This window comes from Massilimicrobiota sp. An134, from assembly GCF_002160815.1.
GTDB classification, from domain to species: domain Bacteria; phylum Bacillota_I; class Bacilli_A; order Erysipelotrichales; family Coprobacillaceae; genus Allocoprobacillus; species Allocoprobacillus merdigallinarum.
Map to the genome: position 1 here is coordinate 57,631 of NZ_NFLH01000010.1, position 17,686 is coordinate 75,316.

Here is a 17,686-nt window from a genome sequence, read left to right on the forward strand (position 1 = left end):
ATTGAATCGGTTTGAGATAACTTAAACCAAGTGGAAGTAAATTTTTTTCAGCTCCAAAAATGTTAATAACGGCTGATCAAAAACAACAATAACAAACCATGATAGTAAAGCTAATAATATAGAGCCTATCACTGAAACAGTAAAAAATTCCCCTGCTTCATCATCTTTTTGAGATCCCTGTCCTTTAATTGTACTAAAAATAACTGCTCCACCTATTCCCATTAACAAGCCAAGGCTATAAATAATATTCCATATTGGAGCAACGACCGCCAAAGCAGCTGTTCCATCAGGACCTTGATATTGTCCAACCATGGCCATATCTACAATCGAATAAATAGAAGTGACTAATGCGCTTCCAAAAGCAGCAGCCAAATATTTAAAATATATTGGTCTTATCTTTCCGTGAATAAAATCCATATAATCCTCCTTTTTTGTAAAAATAAAAAACTGGATAAGAAACAGGTATTTCAACCTGTAGCCTTATCCAGCTCACCATTTCTCATGAATGGCTCACCCTCCGAGCAAGCACTCACATTTAATCACATATTTTTCATACGTCAAGTCATAGTCACAATGATTTTGACTTTTATAAACTCCTTTGACTATGAATTCCATTCATTAATAATCTGTTTAAAAACTCTTCCTCTTTCTTCATATCCACTAAATTCATCATATGAACTTGTTGAAGGGGATAATAATACAACATCTCCTTCATGAGCAATTTCCTTTGCTTTCATCACAGCATCTTTCATATGTTCAACAACAATTGTATTGTCTATATACATTTCTCTAGCAAATCTTTCCTTTGCCTCACCAAAACAAATAAGCGTTGAGATCTTTGAAGCATAAGATGACATCTCTGTTAAATCCAGACCTTTTTCATGACCACCCATTAATAATATAACCGGCTGTTTAAAAGCTTTTAAAGCAATAATTGCTGCATCTGTATTTGTCGCTTTAGAATCATTATAATATTTAACACCGTGATATTCTCTTACAAATTCTATACGGTGTTCTACTCCCTGAAAAGAAGCCAAAGTATCATGAATATCTGATAAAGACACATGACTTAATGCACAGGCAATAATGGCAATCATCATATTTTGAATATTATGATCACCTACTATTTTTATTTCATCCAAATCAATAACATGATTTCCTTTATAATAAATCGCTTGATTTTGAATCATACAATCAGCTGGTTTAGTTAAAGAAAAAGTCACTCTTTGAGCCAAAACAGGATATTTTCTTAAATAACTCTGCAAGATTTCATCATCCAAATTTTCAATAAAATAATCTTGCTTATCTTGATTCATATAAATACGTGTTTTAGAAGCATAATATTCATCCAGTGAAGCCATATAATCCAAATGATCTGGAGTCAGATTTATAATTGTAGAAATATGTGGATGAAACTTTTCAATATCTAATAATTGAAAATTAGACATTTCTAAAACCACATCATACCCATCACGATGAAGCAAATCATTGTCTAGAACACAAGAGGAATAAGGTATACCCACATTACCTGCCAAACAAGACAAATGATGGGCATGTTTTAAAATCTCATCAATTAATGTCACTGTTGTTGTTTTCCCATTTGTTCCTGTAATAGCAATATAATTTTGCATTTTAGCAACTTGATAAGCCAGTTCAATTTCAGTATAAACTGGAATTCCTCTTTCTTTCAACCTTAAAACAAATGGTTTATGATAATTAATTCCTGGATTTTTCACAACAAAGTCAAAATCTCTTTCAAACAGTTCTTGTGGATGTCCTCCTGTAATCATCTCGATACCACGATGCACATATTCATCATAACAAGCAATCTTTTCACGACTAGCATATTCATTCACTGTGATAGTTGCATGTAATGCAGTCAATAATTCGACTGCTGCTTGACCACTTTTAGCCAATCCTAAAACTAAAACTTTTTTCCCGTTCAACATATTACATAACTCCTAAAACAATCCCAATAATTCCACAAATAAAACCTAAAAACCAAAATGAAATAACAACTTGTTGTTCACTCCATCCAAGCATTTCAAAATGATGGTGAATAGGTGCCATCTTAAACACACGTTTGCCTCTTGTTTTGAAAGATACAACCTGAATAATCACTGATAAAGTTTCAATCAAGAAAACACCACCAATTAAAATAAACAGAAGTTCCTGACGTGTTAATACAGCCAAAGCTGCTAAAAATCCACCTAAAGCTAATGAACCAGTATCTCCCATAAAAATACGTGCAGGATGATAATTAAAACACATAAATCCTAGTAATGTTCCCACCACTGCCATAGCATAGATGGCAATGTCATAATCTTTATTCATAATCGCAAAAATAACAAAAACAGAAATCGCAATCATCGAAAGTCCTGTTGCTAGACCATCTAATCCATCTGTTAAATTCACCGCATTGCTGCCTGCTGTAAACATAAAATATACCAAAATAGGATATAACCATCCAATATCAATTTCTATATGTAATAAAGGGATAGAAATTGCAGTATCAAATCCAGGTATAAAAAACTTAGCTAAAATATAAAAAGCAATGGCCACAACTGATTGTAATGTATATTTATATAAAGGTTTCAATCCATCATTTGTCTTTCTGACAACAATTAAATAATCATCAATAAATCCAACCAATCCAAAACCTACAAAAGAAAAAGTTAAAAGATGTATATAAGGATTATTTAACGAAGTGAAATTCAAAATATAAACCACAACTACAGCACATAAGATAAAGACAATTCCACCCATTGTTGGTGTACCACCTTTTGCTTTATGCGACTGTAAACCTTCTTCTCTTTCTACCTGTCCAAATTTTAATTTTTTTAAATACTGAATCGCTTTTGGCATAACAGCCAACACCAAAATAAATCCCACTAAAAAGTTCAAAACAATTCTTAAAAAGACCATATTAAACATAATAAGACTCCTTTACCACTTTTATCTTTTTTACAATATATCATATTTTCCACACAATAACAACAATCAAAAAAGTCCTCTCTATTTATAATTATCAATATTTATCGACATAATATTTTTTTATTATTTTCTTTATCTTCAAACCATTTTCTATATAATGTTGACTAGGAGTGAGAGAAAATGAAAAAAGCATTTAGTAATGAATTATATGTAGAACTACAATCTAAACACATTCAAGAAAGAATTGCTCAATTCGACAATAAATTATATCTAGAATTTGGGGGAAAACTTTTCGATGATACACATGCTTCTCGTGTTTTACCTGGTTTTGAACCCGACAGCAAGTTAAAGATGTTATTAACTTTAAAAGATAAAGTAGAAGTGATTATCGCTGTTTGTGCTAGAGACTTAGAAAGACATAAAATGCGAAGAGATTTAGGTATTTCATATGATGATGAAGTTATTCGATTAATTAATGAATATGAAAACGTTGGATTATATGTAGGAAGTGTCACAATTACACAGTACCAGCATCAAAATTCTGCCGATACTTTTAAAACAAAGCTAGAAAAACGTGGCATTAAAGTTTTTATGCAATATCCTATCGAAAATTATCCTCATAATGTTGATCATATTATTTCACCAGAAGGATTTGGTAAAAATGATTATATTATCACGACAAAGCCATTAGTTGTTGTAACTGCTCCAGGTCCTGGTTCAGGAAAAATGGCAACATGTCTATCTCAGCTTTATCATGAACATCTTCATGGCATTCGTGCTGGATATGCAAAATTTGAAACTTTCCCAATTTGGAACTTACCATTAAAACATCCTGTTAACCTTGCTTACGAAGCAGCAACCATTGATTTGAATGATGTCAATATGATTGATCCTTTCCATCTTGAAAAATATGGAGAAACAACTGTCAACTATAATCGTGATATTGAAATTTTCCCTGTATTAAATACAATGTTTAAGAAAATTTTTGGAGAATCACCATATGCTTCTCCTACTGACATGGGAGTCAACATGGCTGGTTATGCAATTATTGATAATGAAGCCGCTAAAGATGCTAGCTGTCGTGAAATTGTACGTCGTTATTATCATGCGCAAGTTGATTATTTAATGGGTAAAATCAATGATCAGTCTTTAGAAAAAATGCAGATGTTATTATCTCAGGCAGGTGTCGATGCGAAAAACCGTAAATGTGCCATTGTAGCTAGAGAAGTAGCACAAACACGCCAAGGTCCTGTCTGTGCAATAGAATTAAATGATGGTCATTTAATCAGTGGGAAAACATCATCATTATTACGTGCTTCCAGTGCAGCTATGTTAAATGCATTAAAATATCTGGCTGGTATTGAACAAGATATTGAATTAATTTCACCAACGATGTTACATTCTATTCTATCTTTAAAAAATGACTATTTAAATATGAAAACACCATTATTGGATATTGATGAAGTCTTACTGACATTAACAATTGCTTCAGCTCAAGATCAAAATGCAAAAAAATGTCTGGAAGCTCTTCCTTTATTAAAGGATTGTGAAATTCATTCAACTGTCATTTTAAGTAATAAAGATACAGAAACATTAAGAAAACTCAAAATGAACTTAACTTGTGATCCTAAGCATGCCAGTGCTTAGGATTTTTTTATAGAAAAAGAACCTATTTTTTTAGGTTCATTTGCATCATTTGCTGATATTCACTAGCTACACTTTGATAAAGTCTGGCAAATGTATAATCAACATTATATTGTGTTAAAACAGCTTTATAAGGAATATGTGGTATTCCTTTCATTCTAAACAATTGTAATAATAAATCTAATTGTTCATCTTTATTTAAAGCAAAGAAAACAAAAGGTTGATCCATAGATGAAGAAGGCAGCATCTGTTCCTGATATGTATAACCATCCATATTTAATAAATAACCCATTTTCTGATATAGATGCTGTATAGAAATATCTCTTACATCAATATCTAATTCATTTGCTATTTCTTTTATCTTTCCTTTGATATCATCACTTAAACGATATATTAAAATTGTATCTTTCATAATAATCCTTTCTTATTGTTCCAAATCGCCTAATTCTGTTTCAATTTTTTCATTATCCATGAATTGATCAATATATTCACATGCCTGTGTAATAGACAACTCATTAGGAATAATGACAGATGCATTCATTCCCACTGAATAACATGGCATAGAAGCACTATCACCTATAATCTGATAAGACTGAATATCCCAATTTGGCATTTGAGATAACTGCATTTGAACAAGCGCATTCATTTCGTCACTTGGCATATTGGTTTCAATACTTTGACTGATTGTATCCAAAACTTGTGAAAAAGATGTTAATATTGCTGGTGAGCAAACTTTTTTTACAATAGCCGAAATCATGCGTTGCTGGTTTCTTCCTCTTGCAAAATCTCCATCAACAAATGATTTTCTTTCTCTTACAAAAGCCAATGCCTCCTTGGCATTCAGATGATTTTCTCCTTCTTGAATCTGATAGCCACCAATCTTGGTTGTAAATTCTTCTGGAGAATGAACTGTCACACCACCCAATGCATCTACAATATCCATAAATGAAGTAAAATTCATACGCACATAATAATTAATATCCTGATCAACCATATCTGTTAAAGTATCAATACTTTCCTGTAATCCATACATTCCTGTATGCGTAAATTTATCATATTCACCATTTCGATGTAATGGATAATAAATATCACGGGGAATACTAATCAATAATATTTGCTTGGTTGTAGGATTAATACCTACCAGCATATTCACATCACTACGTGATACAGCCGTTAAATCTCCATATTCATCATTACCACTAATATAAACCAAAAATGGTTTTTCAGTCACATCAACACTTTTCGCATTCACCGCAGCTTCATCACGTTTAACCTGAAAAATAACACGTGTATCATCAGAAAAGCTTTCTTTTTCCTGCTCAACCAAGCTTCTAAAAGCTTCATCTAAAATAATAGCGTCAACATCTTTCTGATATAATTTGGTAACCAGCTGATGAAAATCAGATGAATCATCTAAAGAAATCTGTCCCACTTCTTTTTCTATTTGCGATACCGTATAATCCATTGTTGATTCATCCACATAAGAAACATGTGAAAGTAAATGTTCAGGTAGCTGATATTCATTCTTAATTGGTGAGTCTTTTAAAACAATAACAGAAATAGCACGTGTCTGAAACTGTTCATCACCAAGCAAATCAACGACTTGCCCTGTTCTATAAACATAAAATGAAGCAACAACCATCAAACAACTTAAAACAAGGCTCAAAAACTGCGTCAATAAAGAACGTTTACTTCCCTGTTTTTTATAGAAAATCAAGAAATATTCTCCCACCATCAAAGCAATGAGAATAATTCCAACTATCATCATATATTTCATTGGTACAAAACGAATAAAATACATCGTTGATAGTAAAACTATAGACATCAAAAATTGAATACTATATACAATACGACGTATATATTTATTATCTATTTTTTTCATTATGACACATCCTTTTCGATAGGGTATCATATTTCGACATTTTTATCAACGAATTCTACCGTTACAGTTTGCATTTTCCTAAAAAATCATGTAAAATATTTGCCAATATCAACAGAAAGGGTGATTTCATGAACGCTAATACAATACTTCATTATGTTGACTTACGTGGTGATCTTTTAGCCAGTCAATTTCCCTATAATGAAATTGATGCCCTGATATTTAGTGAGCTGGCTTATGTTTATCTTGATGATATTTTCAATGACACAAAACCCATCACTTTACAACAAGCCTTTCAAAAATATCAACAAAGAAACGCCACATTAACACCTGAAAATTTAAAAAAGATTCTTGTCCCTAGTCATGAACTTTTTGAAAAAATGGCTCACAGTCCTCGTTATCAAAACATTCAAATTTTAAACTATGTCAATGATGTCAATAAAGAACTGATCAAACAGTTTGCAGCATTGGCTTTATTATTAGAAGATGGTCGCATTGTGATAGCCTATCGTGGTACCGATGATTCACTGATTGGCTGGCATGAAGATTTTTTAATGCTTTGTGAAAAAGTTGTACCTGCTCAAGAATCATCTGTACATTTTCTAGAAGAGATTGCCTCACAGAATATCACTTCTTCATTGATGCATGACTTAAAAAATAAATTCCTAGCACCTTCTATATGGCAACGTTTAAAAAAACATTTTCAATACCGTCAGCATCGTCCATTATGGTTAGTAGGACATTCTAAGGGTGGCAATTTAGCTATCTTTGCTGGATGTTTTTGTCATCAGCATATTCAAGATCGTATTATTCAAATTGATAATTTTGATGGCCCTGGTTTTCAAGATGAAATCATTCAATCAAAGGCTTACCAAAACATGCTTCCCCGCATTCATAGCTATATTCCTCACTATTCATTTTTTGGTATTGTTTTAGGTCATGAAGAAAACTATACTGTTGTCAAAAGTCAGGAAACAGGCATGATGCAACATAATGCTTATTCATGGCAAATCAATGCCCATCATTTTGAGTGTGATGAACTGTCATATGAAAGTGTTCAATTTGCTATTAAAGTTATCCTTTTCTTAGAAAAATTAAGTTATGAAGAAAAACATCAGTTTGTGGAAGCGATGTTTTCATTATTTGACAATTTAAATTTATATAATTTTTCTGATTTATCACACATTTCCTATAAACATATCATGAATGGAATTAAAGAAATCACTTTATTAAAACCCAAAACACGTAATATGCTTTTAGAAGTTTTACATATGTTATGGTTAGAAGCCAAAAAGATCAAAAGAGGGCATTGACAAAATCATTTGTCTGCCCCTTTTTTATAAATCATCTTCAATTGCACTCGATTTGGCATATGCTGTTGATTTTGCCTCAAAAAAATCTGTTTTAATTTGATTAGCCTGACTATAAAGATTTACCCACTGCATTGCTTCTGGTTCATCCTGATAACCTTCAAAAAGCGGTTCAAACCCTAGTGAAGTCGCACGTAAATTACCCAAATAATGAATGTAATCACTGACCATAGTCATGGTTAACCCTTCTATACGATCACCTATCACATATTGTGCCCAGGCTATTTCCTCCTCAACACCACGTTTTAACATTTGACGATAAACAGCTATTTTTTCATCATCAAAGAGTTGTGGTTCTTCTTTTTGTAATTCTAAAATCATATTCCTGAATAACCATAAATGTGTATTTTCATCACGGTTAATATAACGTATTTCCTGTGCTGAACCAGACATTTTTCCCATTCTTCCTAAATTATAGAAGAACATAAAACCACTATAAAAATAAATACCTTCTAAAATATAATTTGCCATGATCGTTTTCATTAAATGAAATGCATCTTTATGCTGTAGAAAATCATTATATTGTTCACCAATAAATTGATTACGTTTTAATAAATGTTCATCATATTTCCATTGATATAAAATTTCATCACGTTTATCTGGTGAACAAATTGTATCTAACATATAACTATAACTTTGTGAATGTACAGCTTCCTGAAACGCCTGAATTGTTAAACATAAATTAATCTCATTGGCTGTAATATATTCTCCAATATGCGGTAAATTCGCTGTTTGTAAAGAATCCAAAAACACAAGAAACGATAGAATTTTATCATAAGCCTGTCTTTCCTCATCTTTCAACAAACGATAATCTTTGACATCTTGAGTTAAATTGATTTCTTCAGGTATCCAAAAATTATTCATTGCCTGACGATACCAGTCATGTACCCATTGATACTTCATATGATTAAAATCATTCAGATTCGTCGTATTTCCATTAATCATACGACGTTTTCTTACATCAATATCGCCTTGTGCATTAAATAATGCCTTTGCTTTTAATTCCATAATTCCTCCCTCTATGCACTGCATGATTCACATTCTTCAATTTCTAAAGATTGACTTCTTACGTAGTAAATCGTCTTAACATTATTTTCATATGCCAAAATATATAAATTTAAAAGTTTTCTAAATGTAAATTCCTGTGTCATATAAATATTTAATGACTGCGACTGATCAATATGACGTTGTCGAATCCCAGCAGCTTTGATTAGCCATTCTTGATCCATATAATGTGCATTTTTATATAACCAGAATGTTTTTGGATTTAAATCTGGTGCCACTCTTCGCATCATACTTCCTTTTTTCTCTTCAATAAAGAATTTTTTCATGATTGGATCAATAGAAGCTGTTGTTCCAGCAATAATAGATGTAGAAGAAGTGGGTGCAATAGCCATTAAATAACCATTACGTAAACCATAACGATGAATCATGGTTTCTAATTGTTGCCACTCTTTAGATTGATAATGACGTTTTTGAAAATACATACCGGTATCATAATCACTACCCTCAAAACCGTGATAACGACCTTTTTCTTTAGCCAATAAACATGATGCTTCTAGTGTATAGTAATTTATTTTTTCATATAACTGATCAACAAATTCTAAATGCTGTTCACTTTCAAAAGGAATGCCTTTTTGACATAACATATGATGATAACCACTTGTTCCTAAACCAATGGCACGATATTTCTGATTCGTTATTTGAGCAAATGGTAATGGGTAATCATTCAAATCAATAACATTATCTAAAGCTCTCACAACAACATGAATAATATGCCTTAACTCTGCTTCATCATCAACATTTATTTTTCCTAATGTTAAGGATGCAAGATTACACACTACAAAATCTCCTGGTTTTGTTTTTTCAACAACGACCTCTTCCCCATCAACATGTATAACTTCCTTATCTAAAAAAGTCATAGCACTCATGTTTTGCGCAATTTCACTGCATAAATTACTACAATAAATCATACCTTGATGATGATTAGGATTCATTTCATTGACACGATCACGATTAAAGGCAAAAGGTGTTCCTGTTTCTACCAGCGATTTAATAATCAATCTGACAACTTCTTTGACACTCATGACTCTTTTAGAAATACGTTCATCCTGGATACAATCTAAGTAATGCTCCTGCCATTCTTGACCATAATAATCTTCTAAATGATAACCCTTGATCTGATAAACTTCATGAGGACACATCATATACCATGGGGCATCTATATCATCTCTGGCCAATTGCCAAAATAAGTCTGGATAGCAGACAGCTGGAAAAATATCATGCGCCTTCATGCGATCATCTCCATTATTTGTACGAATCTGCAAGAACTCTGGCAAATCTTTGTGCCAGACGTCTAAATAAACAGCTGCTGCTCCCTGTCTGACACCTAACTGATCAACAGCAATCGCCGTATCATTGACCAGTTTCAGCCAGCGAATCACACCACCAGCTGCACCTTTATAGCCACGAATATCACTGCCATTCGCTCTGACTTTTCCAAAATAGAGTCCCATACCTCCACCATGTTTAGAAACTTGAGCAAAATGATCTAAACTTTTATAAATACCATCCAATGAATCATCAACAACATCAATAAAACATGAACTCATTTGATGGAATGGTTTTCTGGCATTCGCCATTGTTGGTGTTGCCATTGTCACTTTAAGTGTACTTAAAATATCATAAAATTGTTTTGCCCAATAAACACGATCATTTTCTAGCATCGCTAAATGCATCGCAATCCCCATAAACATTTCCTGTGGTGTTTCTAAAACATGATGATCATGATTTTGAATCAAATAACGTTTATATAACATATCTAAACCACTATAATTCAATAATTCATTACGTTGATCTTGAATGTATTGTGATAATTCTTCAATTTCATCAGATGCATAATGTTCTAAAATATAATTTCCATAATATCCTTCTTGTGTTAAATATTGAATTTTTTGATAAAAAGTTGAAATCCCCAACATTTCATTGCGACATTGAACCTGACAAATGATATCATATACCAAAAAACGACCTGCAATCATTTCCCAGAAAGGTTCCTCAACACTTGTCAGTTCATCACTTGCCTGAATCAAACTGATCAAAGCTTCATGAGAAGTCATACCATCTTTATAAAATGTACTCCACTTTTCATAAAGACGCTGTAAATGCTCTCTTCCAATCGCAAAATCCTGAATCATTTTATAAAAAACATCTTTTAATTTTTGATGACCTATTTTATCTAAAAATAGTGTGATCATATCTTCATTCATATCCATTTTTTTCACATCCTTGAAGGCATTGTATCACAGCATAAAAACATTTGACCACTTATATGCCTATAAAAATTCTCATATCATTTCATTGGTAATTTAAAAATTATTATGTTATGATAATGACCTATTGGAGGTAAATATGTTACATATACTTGAACATTCTTTAGAAGATTTAATACCTATGCTTCCATTTTTATTTCTAACTTATCTATTAATGGAATATATTGAACATAGAAATAATCAGAAGTTTGAAAACCTTTTGGCACGTACGCAAAAATTAGGACCACTGATTGGTAGTCTTTTAGGAATCATCCCTCAATGTGGATTTTCTGTCATTGCCAGTGGATTATATATGAATCAAAGTATCAGTTTAGGAACTTTGTTAGCTGTGTTTATTGCTACAAGTGATGATGCTATTCCTATTTTAATTGCCCAACCAAAACAGGCACAGACATTATTTGTGATTATTGGTTTAAAAATCATTGTGGCAATTGTTGTTGGTTATCTGGTGGATGGATTAATTCAATCTCATCGTCTTTCTAACAATCATAGCTTACATGATATACATGAACACTGTAAAGAAGAAGAACATGGACATGGTATTATTTATTTAGCTTTATTACACACTTTCAAAATCTTTGTTTTTGTCTTTATTGTTAATTTTGCATTAACATGGCTGATTGAAGAAATTGGTGCAGATACATTGAACTATATTTTAGTTCATGGTTCTATTTTTCAACCTGTTATCGCTGCTCTTACTGGCTTTATTCCTAACTGTGCAGCAAGTGTCATTTTATCACAGCTCTATCTTGATCAGGTCTTAAGCTTTGGTTCTTTATTTGCAGGACTTATGACGAGCACAGGACTTGGTTTACTTGTCTTGTTACGTATGTATGATAATAAAAAAGACATTTTAAGAATTGTTCTTATCATGTTTGTAAGTGCAACGATTATAGGCATTTTTCTACAATTATTTTAAAACCGTAGGCTTTCGTCTACGGTTCTTTATTTATGATAATCTTTGACATCTTCTAATAAAAACTCATGGTTTTGAGGCTGTTTTCTTTGAAATTCATGAAAATGTTCTTCCGTTACAGCTTTCACTTCTAAAGCTAGTTCTCGTGACGACATACGACGTGCTCCTCGTCCAATGACAATGGACTGCTCCAAAGCATCAGAAGTTGCAACAACAACACGATAATCACTTGCTAATTGATGGGTCACACGTTCAATATACATATCTGCAGTTTGGGCTTCTTTGGTATAAACAACATAAACATTATGATGCTTTTCTTGACTCCCTAGATTCTGTTTCACCTTATAAGCATCAAAAACAATAATCATAAGGCATTGTTTATACCCCTGATAATTACTGAGTATATCAATCAGTCGATCACGTGCAACACCTAAGTTTGTGCTTGCTAAATCTTTGAGTTCTGGCCACGAATGAATAACATTATATCCATCAACCAAAAGGCATTCAGGTTTCATTTTAACACTCATAGATGTTTCTTGAGGCTGATGCTGACGATAATAATCATCAGCTAAACGACGTTTGATAGGTCCATATGTTTTTTGAAAGATAGCATCCAATTCTTCATCTTCACTTTGATATTGTGGTGCATCATGATATGTATGATGCGTATTTTTATTTTTTGTATATTGATAAGGAATATGCATATATTGCTCAACTTCATCCCACGCCACATAAAAACCTGCTCCATGTTGACAAAAGACTGAACCCGTTGGATGAGCCTGATCTGTTTCACTATCATATCCTTTTTGTTTTATAATGTCTTCTTGATTATGACAAGGAAAATATCCTTTCATATGGCAGATCATGCGTCCTTTACCTTTTGTTAAAGCAATCACTTCTTGCTGATAATCTTGTAAACAGGCCACTGGTCCTTCACCATATAAATCAATACTATCAATCTGTTCTTCAATTCTCACTTTGGTGTGTCTTTTTTCCATATCATACAAAACACGACTCAACGCATCTTTAGGTATATGAATATGAATATCATAATAAGGTTCTAATAAAATAGATTTTCCTCTTTTTAACCCATGACGAATCGCACGATATGTAGCTTCTCTTAAATCACCACCCTCAGTATGTTTTTGATGAACTTTCCCTGCTATTAAACTGATTTTTATGTCAGTTATAGAAGCTCCTGTTAAAACACCTGGATGTTCTATTTCTTGACAATGTGTCATAATTAAACGCTGATACTGTAATGGCAGCTGATCTGTTGTACATTGACTTTCATAAACCAGACCACTCCCTTGAGCAAGTGGTTCCAATAAGACATGGACTTCTCCATAATGACGCAATGGTTCAAAATGTCCAACGCCCTCCACTGGTTCACTAAGTGTTTCTTTATACAAGATTTCACCATGATCAAAACTAACTTTCTCATGAAATCTTTCACGAATGATATTTTGTAAAACTTCAATTTGAATTTCACCCATCAATTGAATATAGATATCTTGTGTCTGTGACATATATGTCACATGTAATGTTGGGTCTTCTTGAGCTAAAGTCTGTAGATTCTTTAACATTTGGTGCTGATCACAATGAGGAGATAAAACAACACGATAAGTCATGTAAGGCATCATCACAGGTTGCGTGAATGTCTGATTTGTAAGTGTCATTCCTGGAAGAAAACTTTTTAAACCTTTTAAAGCAACCACATTTCCTGCCTTTGCTTCTTGCAGCAACGTATATTTTGGTCCCTCATATAAACGAATCTGATCAATTTTTTCATCATGAATCTTTTCTTTCACATGCAATGTTCCACCAGTTATTTTTATATGTGTTAAACGATTGCCTTGTTCATCATGACTCACTTTGTAAACAAAGCCATCCAATGAATCCTTATATGTTGGTTCTATGGTATAGGTATCTAGTAAATCTAAAAAAGCGCCGACCCCTTCATTTTTTAAAGCTGAGCCAAAGAACACTGGAAAAATTTGTCTTTTCATAATACATTCTTGAATATGTCCCAAATCAATCACTTGATGGTCCATATATTCTTCCAACAATGTTTCATTAACGAGAGCCAGATTTTCATAGAGCTGTGTTACTGGCATCGAGAAATTTAAACAGTTTTCATGATATTTTTCTGTCAATTCTTGAAATAAGTATTCACGAGAATAAGTTGTCTGATCCATCTTATTCATAAAAATAAAAGTGGGAATATGATAATGTTCTAATAAATGCCAAATTGTTTCACTATGTGACTGTATACCATCCATTCCATTGACCACAATAATCGCATAATCTAGAATGTGTAAAGTTCTTTCCATTTCAGCCGAAAAATCAACATGACCTGGTGTATCTATCAAAACAAACTGTGTATCTTTCCATGAAAACATCGCCTGTTTAGAAAAAATAGTAATGCCACGATGACGTTCCTGTTTGTCATAATCTAAAAATGTATCTTGATGATCTACACGTCCCAATTGTCGTATCTGTCCTGAAAGATAAAGCATACTTTCAGACAACGTTGTTTTTCCTGCATCAACATGTGCCAATATGCCAATCACAATTTTTTTCATATCATTGAACCTCCCAACCTTGAAGAATTATTATACACTATTTTTTTATGAAATACATCTTTTCATCTACCAAAAATATGTTAAAATATCCTAGAAAGAAGGGATATTATGTTTTTTAGACTTCATGTTATTATTTCAAGTGAAAATGAAAAAGATGAAAAACTGATTAAAGATTTACTTTACCAAATAAGACCAACATTGTCTATTTCACCCGCTAGAGAATATGCTGGTCTTAAAGATCATAGTGAATTTTATGCAACAGACGATATCACACCAGATCAAGTTCAACCCTTATTAGATCAATTGAATAATGATTGGGATGGTGCTCAGGATGATTGTATCTGTTATGGATTTAACACAAAGATGTTTCATGAACTGGTTTATTATTTAGGATTTACTTTATTTGAATAAAAAGTTTTAGGTACTTTTTTAATGACCTAAAACTTTTTTATATTTATAAAAGAATGTCTCCGTTACTTTCAATAATCTCTTTATAGCGATAATAAGAATTTTTGATATGACGTTCTAGAGTGCCATGACCATCATTAAAACGATCAACATAAACAAAACCATAACGTTTTTTCATTTCACCAGTACCCGCTGATACAACATCAATAGGTCCCCAATAAAGATATCCCATCACTTCTACACCATCAAGGATTGCTTCATGTACATATTTTAAATGATCTTCAACATATTTCATTCTAAAAGCATCATCAATATGTCCATTTTCATCAAGATTTTCATCTAAACCAATACCATTTTCAACAATAAATAATGGCAAATGATAACGATCATATAAAACATTTAATACATAACGAATACCTTGAGGATCAATTGGCCAAGACCAAGGCTTTGGTGAACATCCTTCAAGATATGGATTCTCTTTTCCAGTCAATCCGCCAGTATCCCCATGAACATCACTTTCTTTATCGTAAGTTGAAGAACGATAATAACTAAAAGAGAAAAATTCAACTGTATTTTCTTTCATTAATTGAAGTTCCTGATGATCCATCACTGGTTCAAAATGATGTTCATTCCATACACGTTTAACATAACCTGGAATCTCACCAAAACAGAAAGCATCTCCAAAATAGAAATTAGACATTCTTACAGTATCAAATGCACCCCATACATTATCAGGATCACAGTTATATGGATAAGTTGCTACTGATGAACATGTTAACATGCATCCTACTTTGGCTTGTGGAGCCACTTGATGACAAAGTTTTACTGTCCAGGCATTGGCTACACATAAATGATAATAAGCCTGCCATTTATCTTCAAATGTTGTTGATCCAATTGGATCTTCAGGATTTTCTGGATTTAATGTCAAAACGCCTCCTGCAACTAAAGGATTACGCATCATATTATTCACTTCATTAAAAGTCAACCAATATTTCACTTTCCCTTTATAACGCTCAAAGACAGTTGTCACATAACGCTTCCAAAAATCAATCAAACGATGATCACGCCATCCTCCATATTCTGTAATAAGATGTAATGGTGTTTCATAATGACTTAATGTAATAACTGGTTCCATATGCAACTCTAACATCTTATCAATTAAGCGATCATAAAATGCCAAACCTTTTTCATTAGGTTCTTCTTCATCGCCATTAGGGAAAATTCTACCCCAGGCAATAGAAGTTCTAAAACAATTAAATCCCATTCCAGCCATTAACTCTAAATCTTCTTCATAACGATGATAAAAATCAATAGCCTCATGACTTAAATAAACCTTATTAGGATCTAGACACATTTCGTATTTTTGCGTATCTTGATTCCATTTCAACCCAGGATCTTTAGATCCAATACCAACCATGACATCAGTTACATTAGGAGCCTTTCCATCTTCTAGCCATGCTCCTTCACATTGGTTTGCAGCAACTGCTCCTCCCCATAAAAAATTTTTAGGAAAACTCATTTTATATACCTCCTCTATGAAAAATATTTTACACCTTTTTCAATTGGAGATAATCATAATTTCATAAAAAGAAAATACCGAAATTAATCGGTATTACATAGAAAGAATTTCTACTCCTGTATCCGTCACTAAAAGTGTATGTTCCCATTGGGCTGATAATGAGCCATCATCTGTATAAGCTGTCCAATCATTAGAGCCAATATGAATAAAGCGCTCTCCTGCATTAATCATCGGTTCAATTGTTATCACCATACCTGGCACAAGCACAGTTGTAGGACAATGTGGATCAAAGTGAAGTACATAAGGATCTTCATGCATAGATAAACCGACACCATGTCCACAAAACTCTCTGACAACACTATATCCATATTGATGTGCATGCGTTTCAATTGCTCTACCAATATCACTAATGGTACTTTTGAATGGTTGAATAGATTCTATCCCCTTATATAAGCATTCACGTGTAACTGCAACCAGCTGTTTAGCTTCATCACTGACATTGCCGATCATGAACATACGTGAGGCATCAGCATAATATCCTTTATAACATGTCGTTGCGTCAACATTAATAATATCTCCATCCTTTAATATCACATCATCACTAGGAATCCCATGACAGACTTCATCATTAACAGATGTACAAATACTTTTAGGATAGCCTTCATAATGAAGATCAGCTGAAGAAGCATCATGACTATTTAAATATTCAACAGTCATATCATCTATCTGCTGAGTTGTCATCCCTGCACATATATGTTCTTCAATATAATCTAATAACCCATTATTCACAATGGCAGCCTGTCTGATTCCTTCTATTTGCTTATCATTTTTAATCATTGCACGTTTTGGAATAACATATCCCTGTTTTTTTAAATATTGCAGTCTTCCATCAAATTTTTCATGACATTTTTTATATTTTTTATGACTCCCACACCAACATTCATCATTTCCAAATCTTTTCATATCATTTCCTTCTTTCAGTGCGCACGTTCTTGCGCTTAATATATATTTCTTTTGAAATCATCGCTCCTGCAATGCGATGTAAAGCAACCGACTTACCTCGCGGGGATAACCCAACGGGGACCAAAGCATGTCGGTA

14 protein-coding genes are annotated in these 17,686 nt (G+C 32.8%); 4 read left to right on the forward strand and 10 right to left on the reverse strand.

Translation table 11 applies throughout. The features are described 5' to 3' along the window. Nucleotides 1–21: 21 nt before the first annotated feature. The 3 genes from B5E79_RS13810 to mraY form a co-directional block, all read right to left on the reverse strand. Entirely contained in the window at nt 22–417 is a 396-nt protein-coding gene (locus tag B5E79_RS13810) for an MATE family efflux transporter (RefSeq protein ID WP_241147459.1), read from the reverse strand. 185 nt (nt 418–602) lie between these two features. Beyond that, on the reverse strand, nt 603–1,949 hold the full coding sequence (gene murD, locus B5E79_RS06050; protein ID WP_087245671.1) for a UDP-N-acetylmuramoyl-L-alanine--D-glutamate ligase: 1,347 nt from the start codon (nt 1,947–1,949) through the stop codon (nt 603–605). A 1-nt stretch (nt 1,950) separates the two neighbouring features. Continuing rightward, nucleotides 1,951–2,934, reverse strand: coding sequence for a phospho-N-acetylmuramoyl-pentapeptide-transferase (mraY, locus tag B5E79_RS06055; protein WP_087245669.1), 984 nt, complete (start codon nt 2,932–2,934; stop codon nt 1,951–1,953). A 180-nt stretch (nt 2,935–3,114) separates the two neighbouring features. Between mraY and B5E79_RS06060 the strand changes: the two genes are divergently transcribed. Further along, nucleotides 3,115–4,581 (forward strand): DUF1846 domain-containing protein, encoded by a 1,467-nt coding sequence (locus B5E79_RS06060; protein WP_087297341.1) that lies wholly within the window; start codon nt 3,115–3,117, stop codon nt 4,579–4,581. 22 nt (nt 4,582–4,603) lie between these two features. Here the strand turns inward: B5E79_RS06060 and B5E79_RS06065 are convergent, their stop codons facing one another. Together B5E79_RS06065 and B5E79_RS06070 are read right to left on the reverse strand one after the other, a co-directional pair. Further along, entirely contained in the window at nt 4,604–4,990 is a 387-nt protein-coding gene (locus B5E79_RS06065; RefSeq protein WP_087297342.1) for a DUF3783 domain-containing protein, read from the reverse strand. A 12-nt stretch (nt 4,991–5,002) separates the two neighbouring features. Then, nucleotides 5,003–6,460 carry an LCP family protein gene (locus tag B5E79_RS06070; RefSeq protein ID WP_087297343.1) on the reverse strand — a complete coding sequence of 486 codons (1,458 nt, stop codon included), beginning with the start codon at nt 6,458–6,460 and terminating at the stop codon, nt 5,003–5,005. A gap of 128 nt (nt 6,461–6,588) precedes the next feature. Between B5E79_RS06070 and B5E79_RS06075 the strand changes: the two genes are divergently transcribed. Continuing rightward, entirely contained in the window at nt 6,589–7,770 is a 1,182-nt protein-coding gene (locus B5E79_RS06075; RefSeq protein ID WP_087297344.1) for an Mbeg1-like protein, read from the forward strand. Between the two features lie 24 nt (nt 7,771–7,794). Here B5E79_RS06075 and B5E79_RS06080 read toward each other — a convergent pair whose 3' ends face one another. Continuing rightward, nucleotides 7,795–8,835, reverse strand: coding sequence for a ribonucleotide-diphosphate reductase subunit beta (locus tag B5E79_RS06080; protein WP_087245659.1), 1,041 nt, complete (start codon nt 8,833–8,835; stop codon nt 7,795–7,797). An 11-nt stretch (nt 8,836–8,846) separates the two neighbouring features. Beyond that, nucleotides 8,847–11,102, reverse strand: a complete 2,256-nt coding sequence (locus B5E79_RS06085) for a ribonucleoside-diphosphate reductase subunit alpha (protein WP_087297345.1) — start codon at nt 11,100–11,102, stop codon at nt 8,847–8,849. 136 nt (nt 11,103–11,238) lie between these two features. Between B5E79_RS06085 and B5E79_RS06090 the strand changes: the two genes are divergently transcribed. Beyond that, complete coding sequence (locus B5E79_RS06090) at nt 11,239–12,078, forward strand: putative manganese transporter (protein WP_087297346.1); 840 nt, start codon at nt 11,239–11,241, stop codon at nt 12,076–12,078. A 26-nt stretch (nt 12,079–12,104) separates the two neighbouring features. On the opposite strand, the gene B5E79_RS06095 is transcribed toward B5E79_RS06090, so the two are convergent. Further along, on the reverse strand, nt 12,105–14,660 hold the full coding sequence (locus B5E79_RS06095; RefSeq protein WP_087297347.1) for a translation factor GTPase family protein: 2,556 nt from the start codon (nt 14,658–14,660) through the stop codon (nt 12,105–12,107). A gap of 108 nt (nt 14,661–14,768) precedes the next feature. On the opposite strand from B5E79_RS06095, the gene B5E79_RS06100 reads away from it, so the two are divergent. Then, nucleotides 14,769–15,071 carry a hypothetical protein gene (locus B5E79_RS06100; protein ID WP_087297348.1) on the forward strand — a complete coding sequence of 101 codons (303 nt, stop codon included), beginning with the start codon at nt 14,769–14,771 and terminating at the stop codon, nt 15,069–15,071. A gap of 43 nt (nt 15,072–15,114) precedes the next feature. Here the strand turns inward: B5E79_RS06100 and B5E79_RS06105 are convergent, their stop codons facing one another. Together B5E79_RS06105 and B5E79_RS06110 are read right to left on the reverse strand one after the other, a co-directional pair. Further along, nucleotides 15,115–16,587 carry a glycoside hydrolase family 1 protein gene (locus B5E79_RS06105; protein ID WP_087297349.1) on the reverse strand — a complete coding sequence of 491 codons (1,473 nt, stop codon included), beginning with the start codon at nt 16,585–16,587 and terminating at the stop codon, nt 15,115–15,117. Between the two features lie 93 nt (nt 16,588–16,680). Next, nucleotides 16,681–17,550: a methionyl aminopeptidase gene (locus tag B5E79_RS06110; protein WP_087297350.1), complete on the reverse strand. Its 870-nt coding sequence runs from the start codon at nt 17,548–17,550 to the stop codon at nt 16,681–16,683. Nucleotides 17,551–17,686 lie beyond the last annotated feature (136 nt).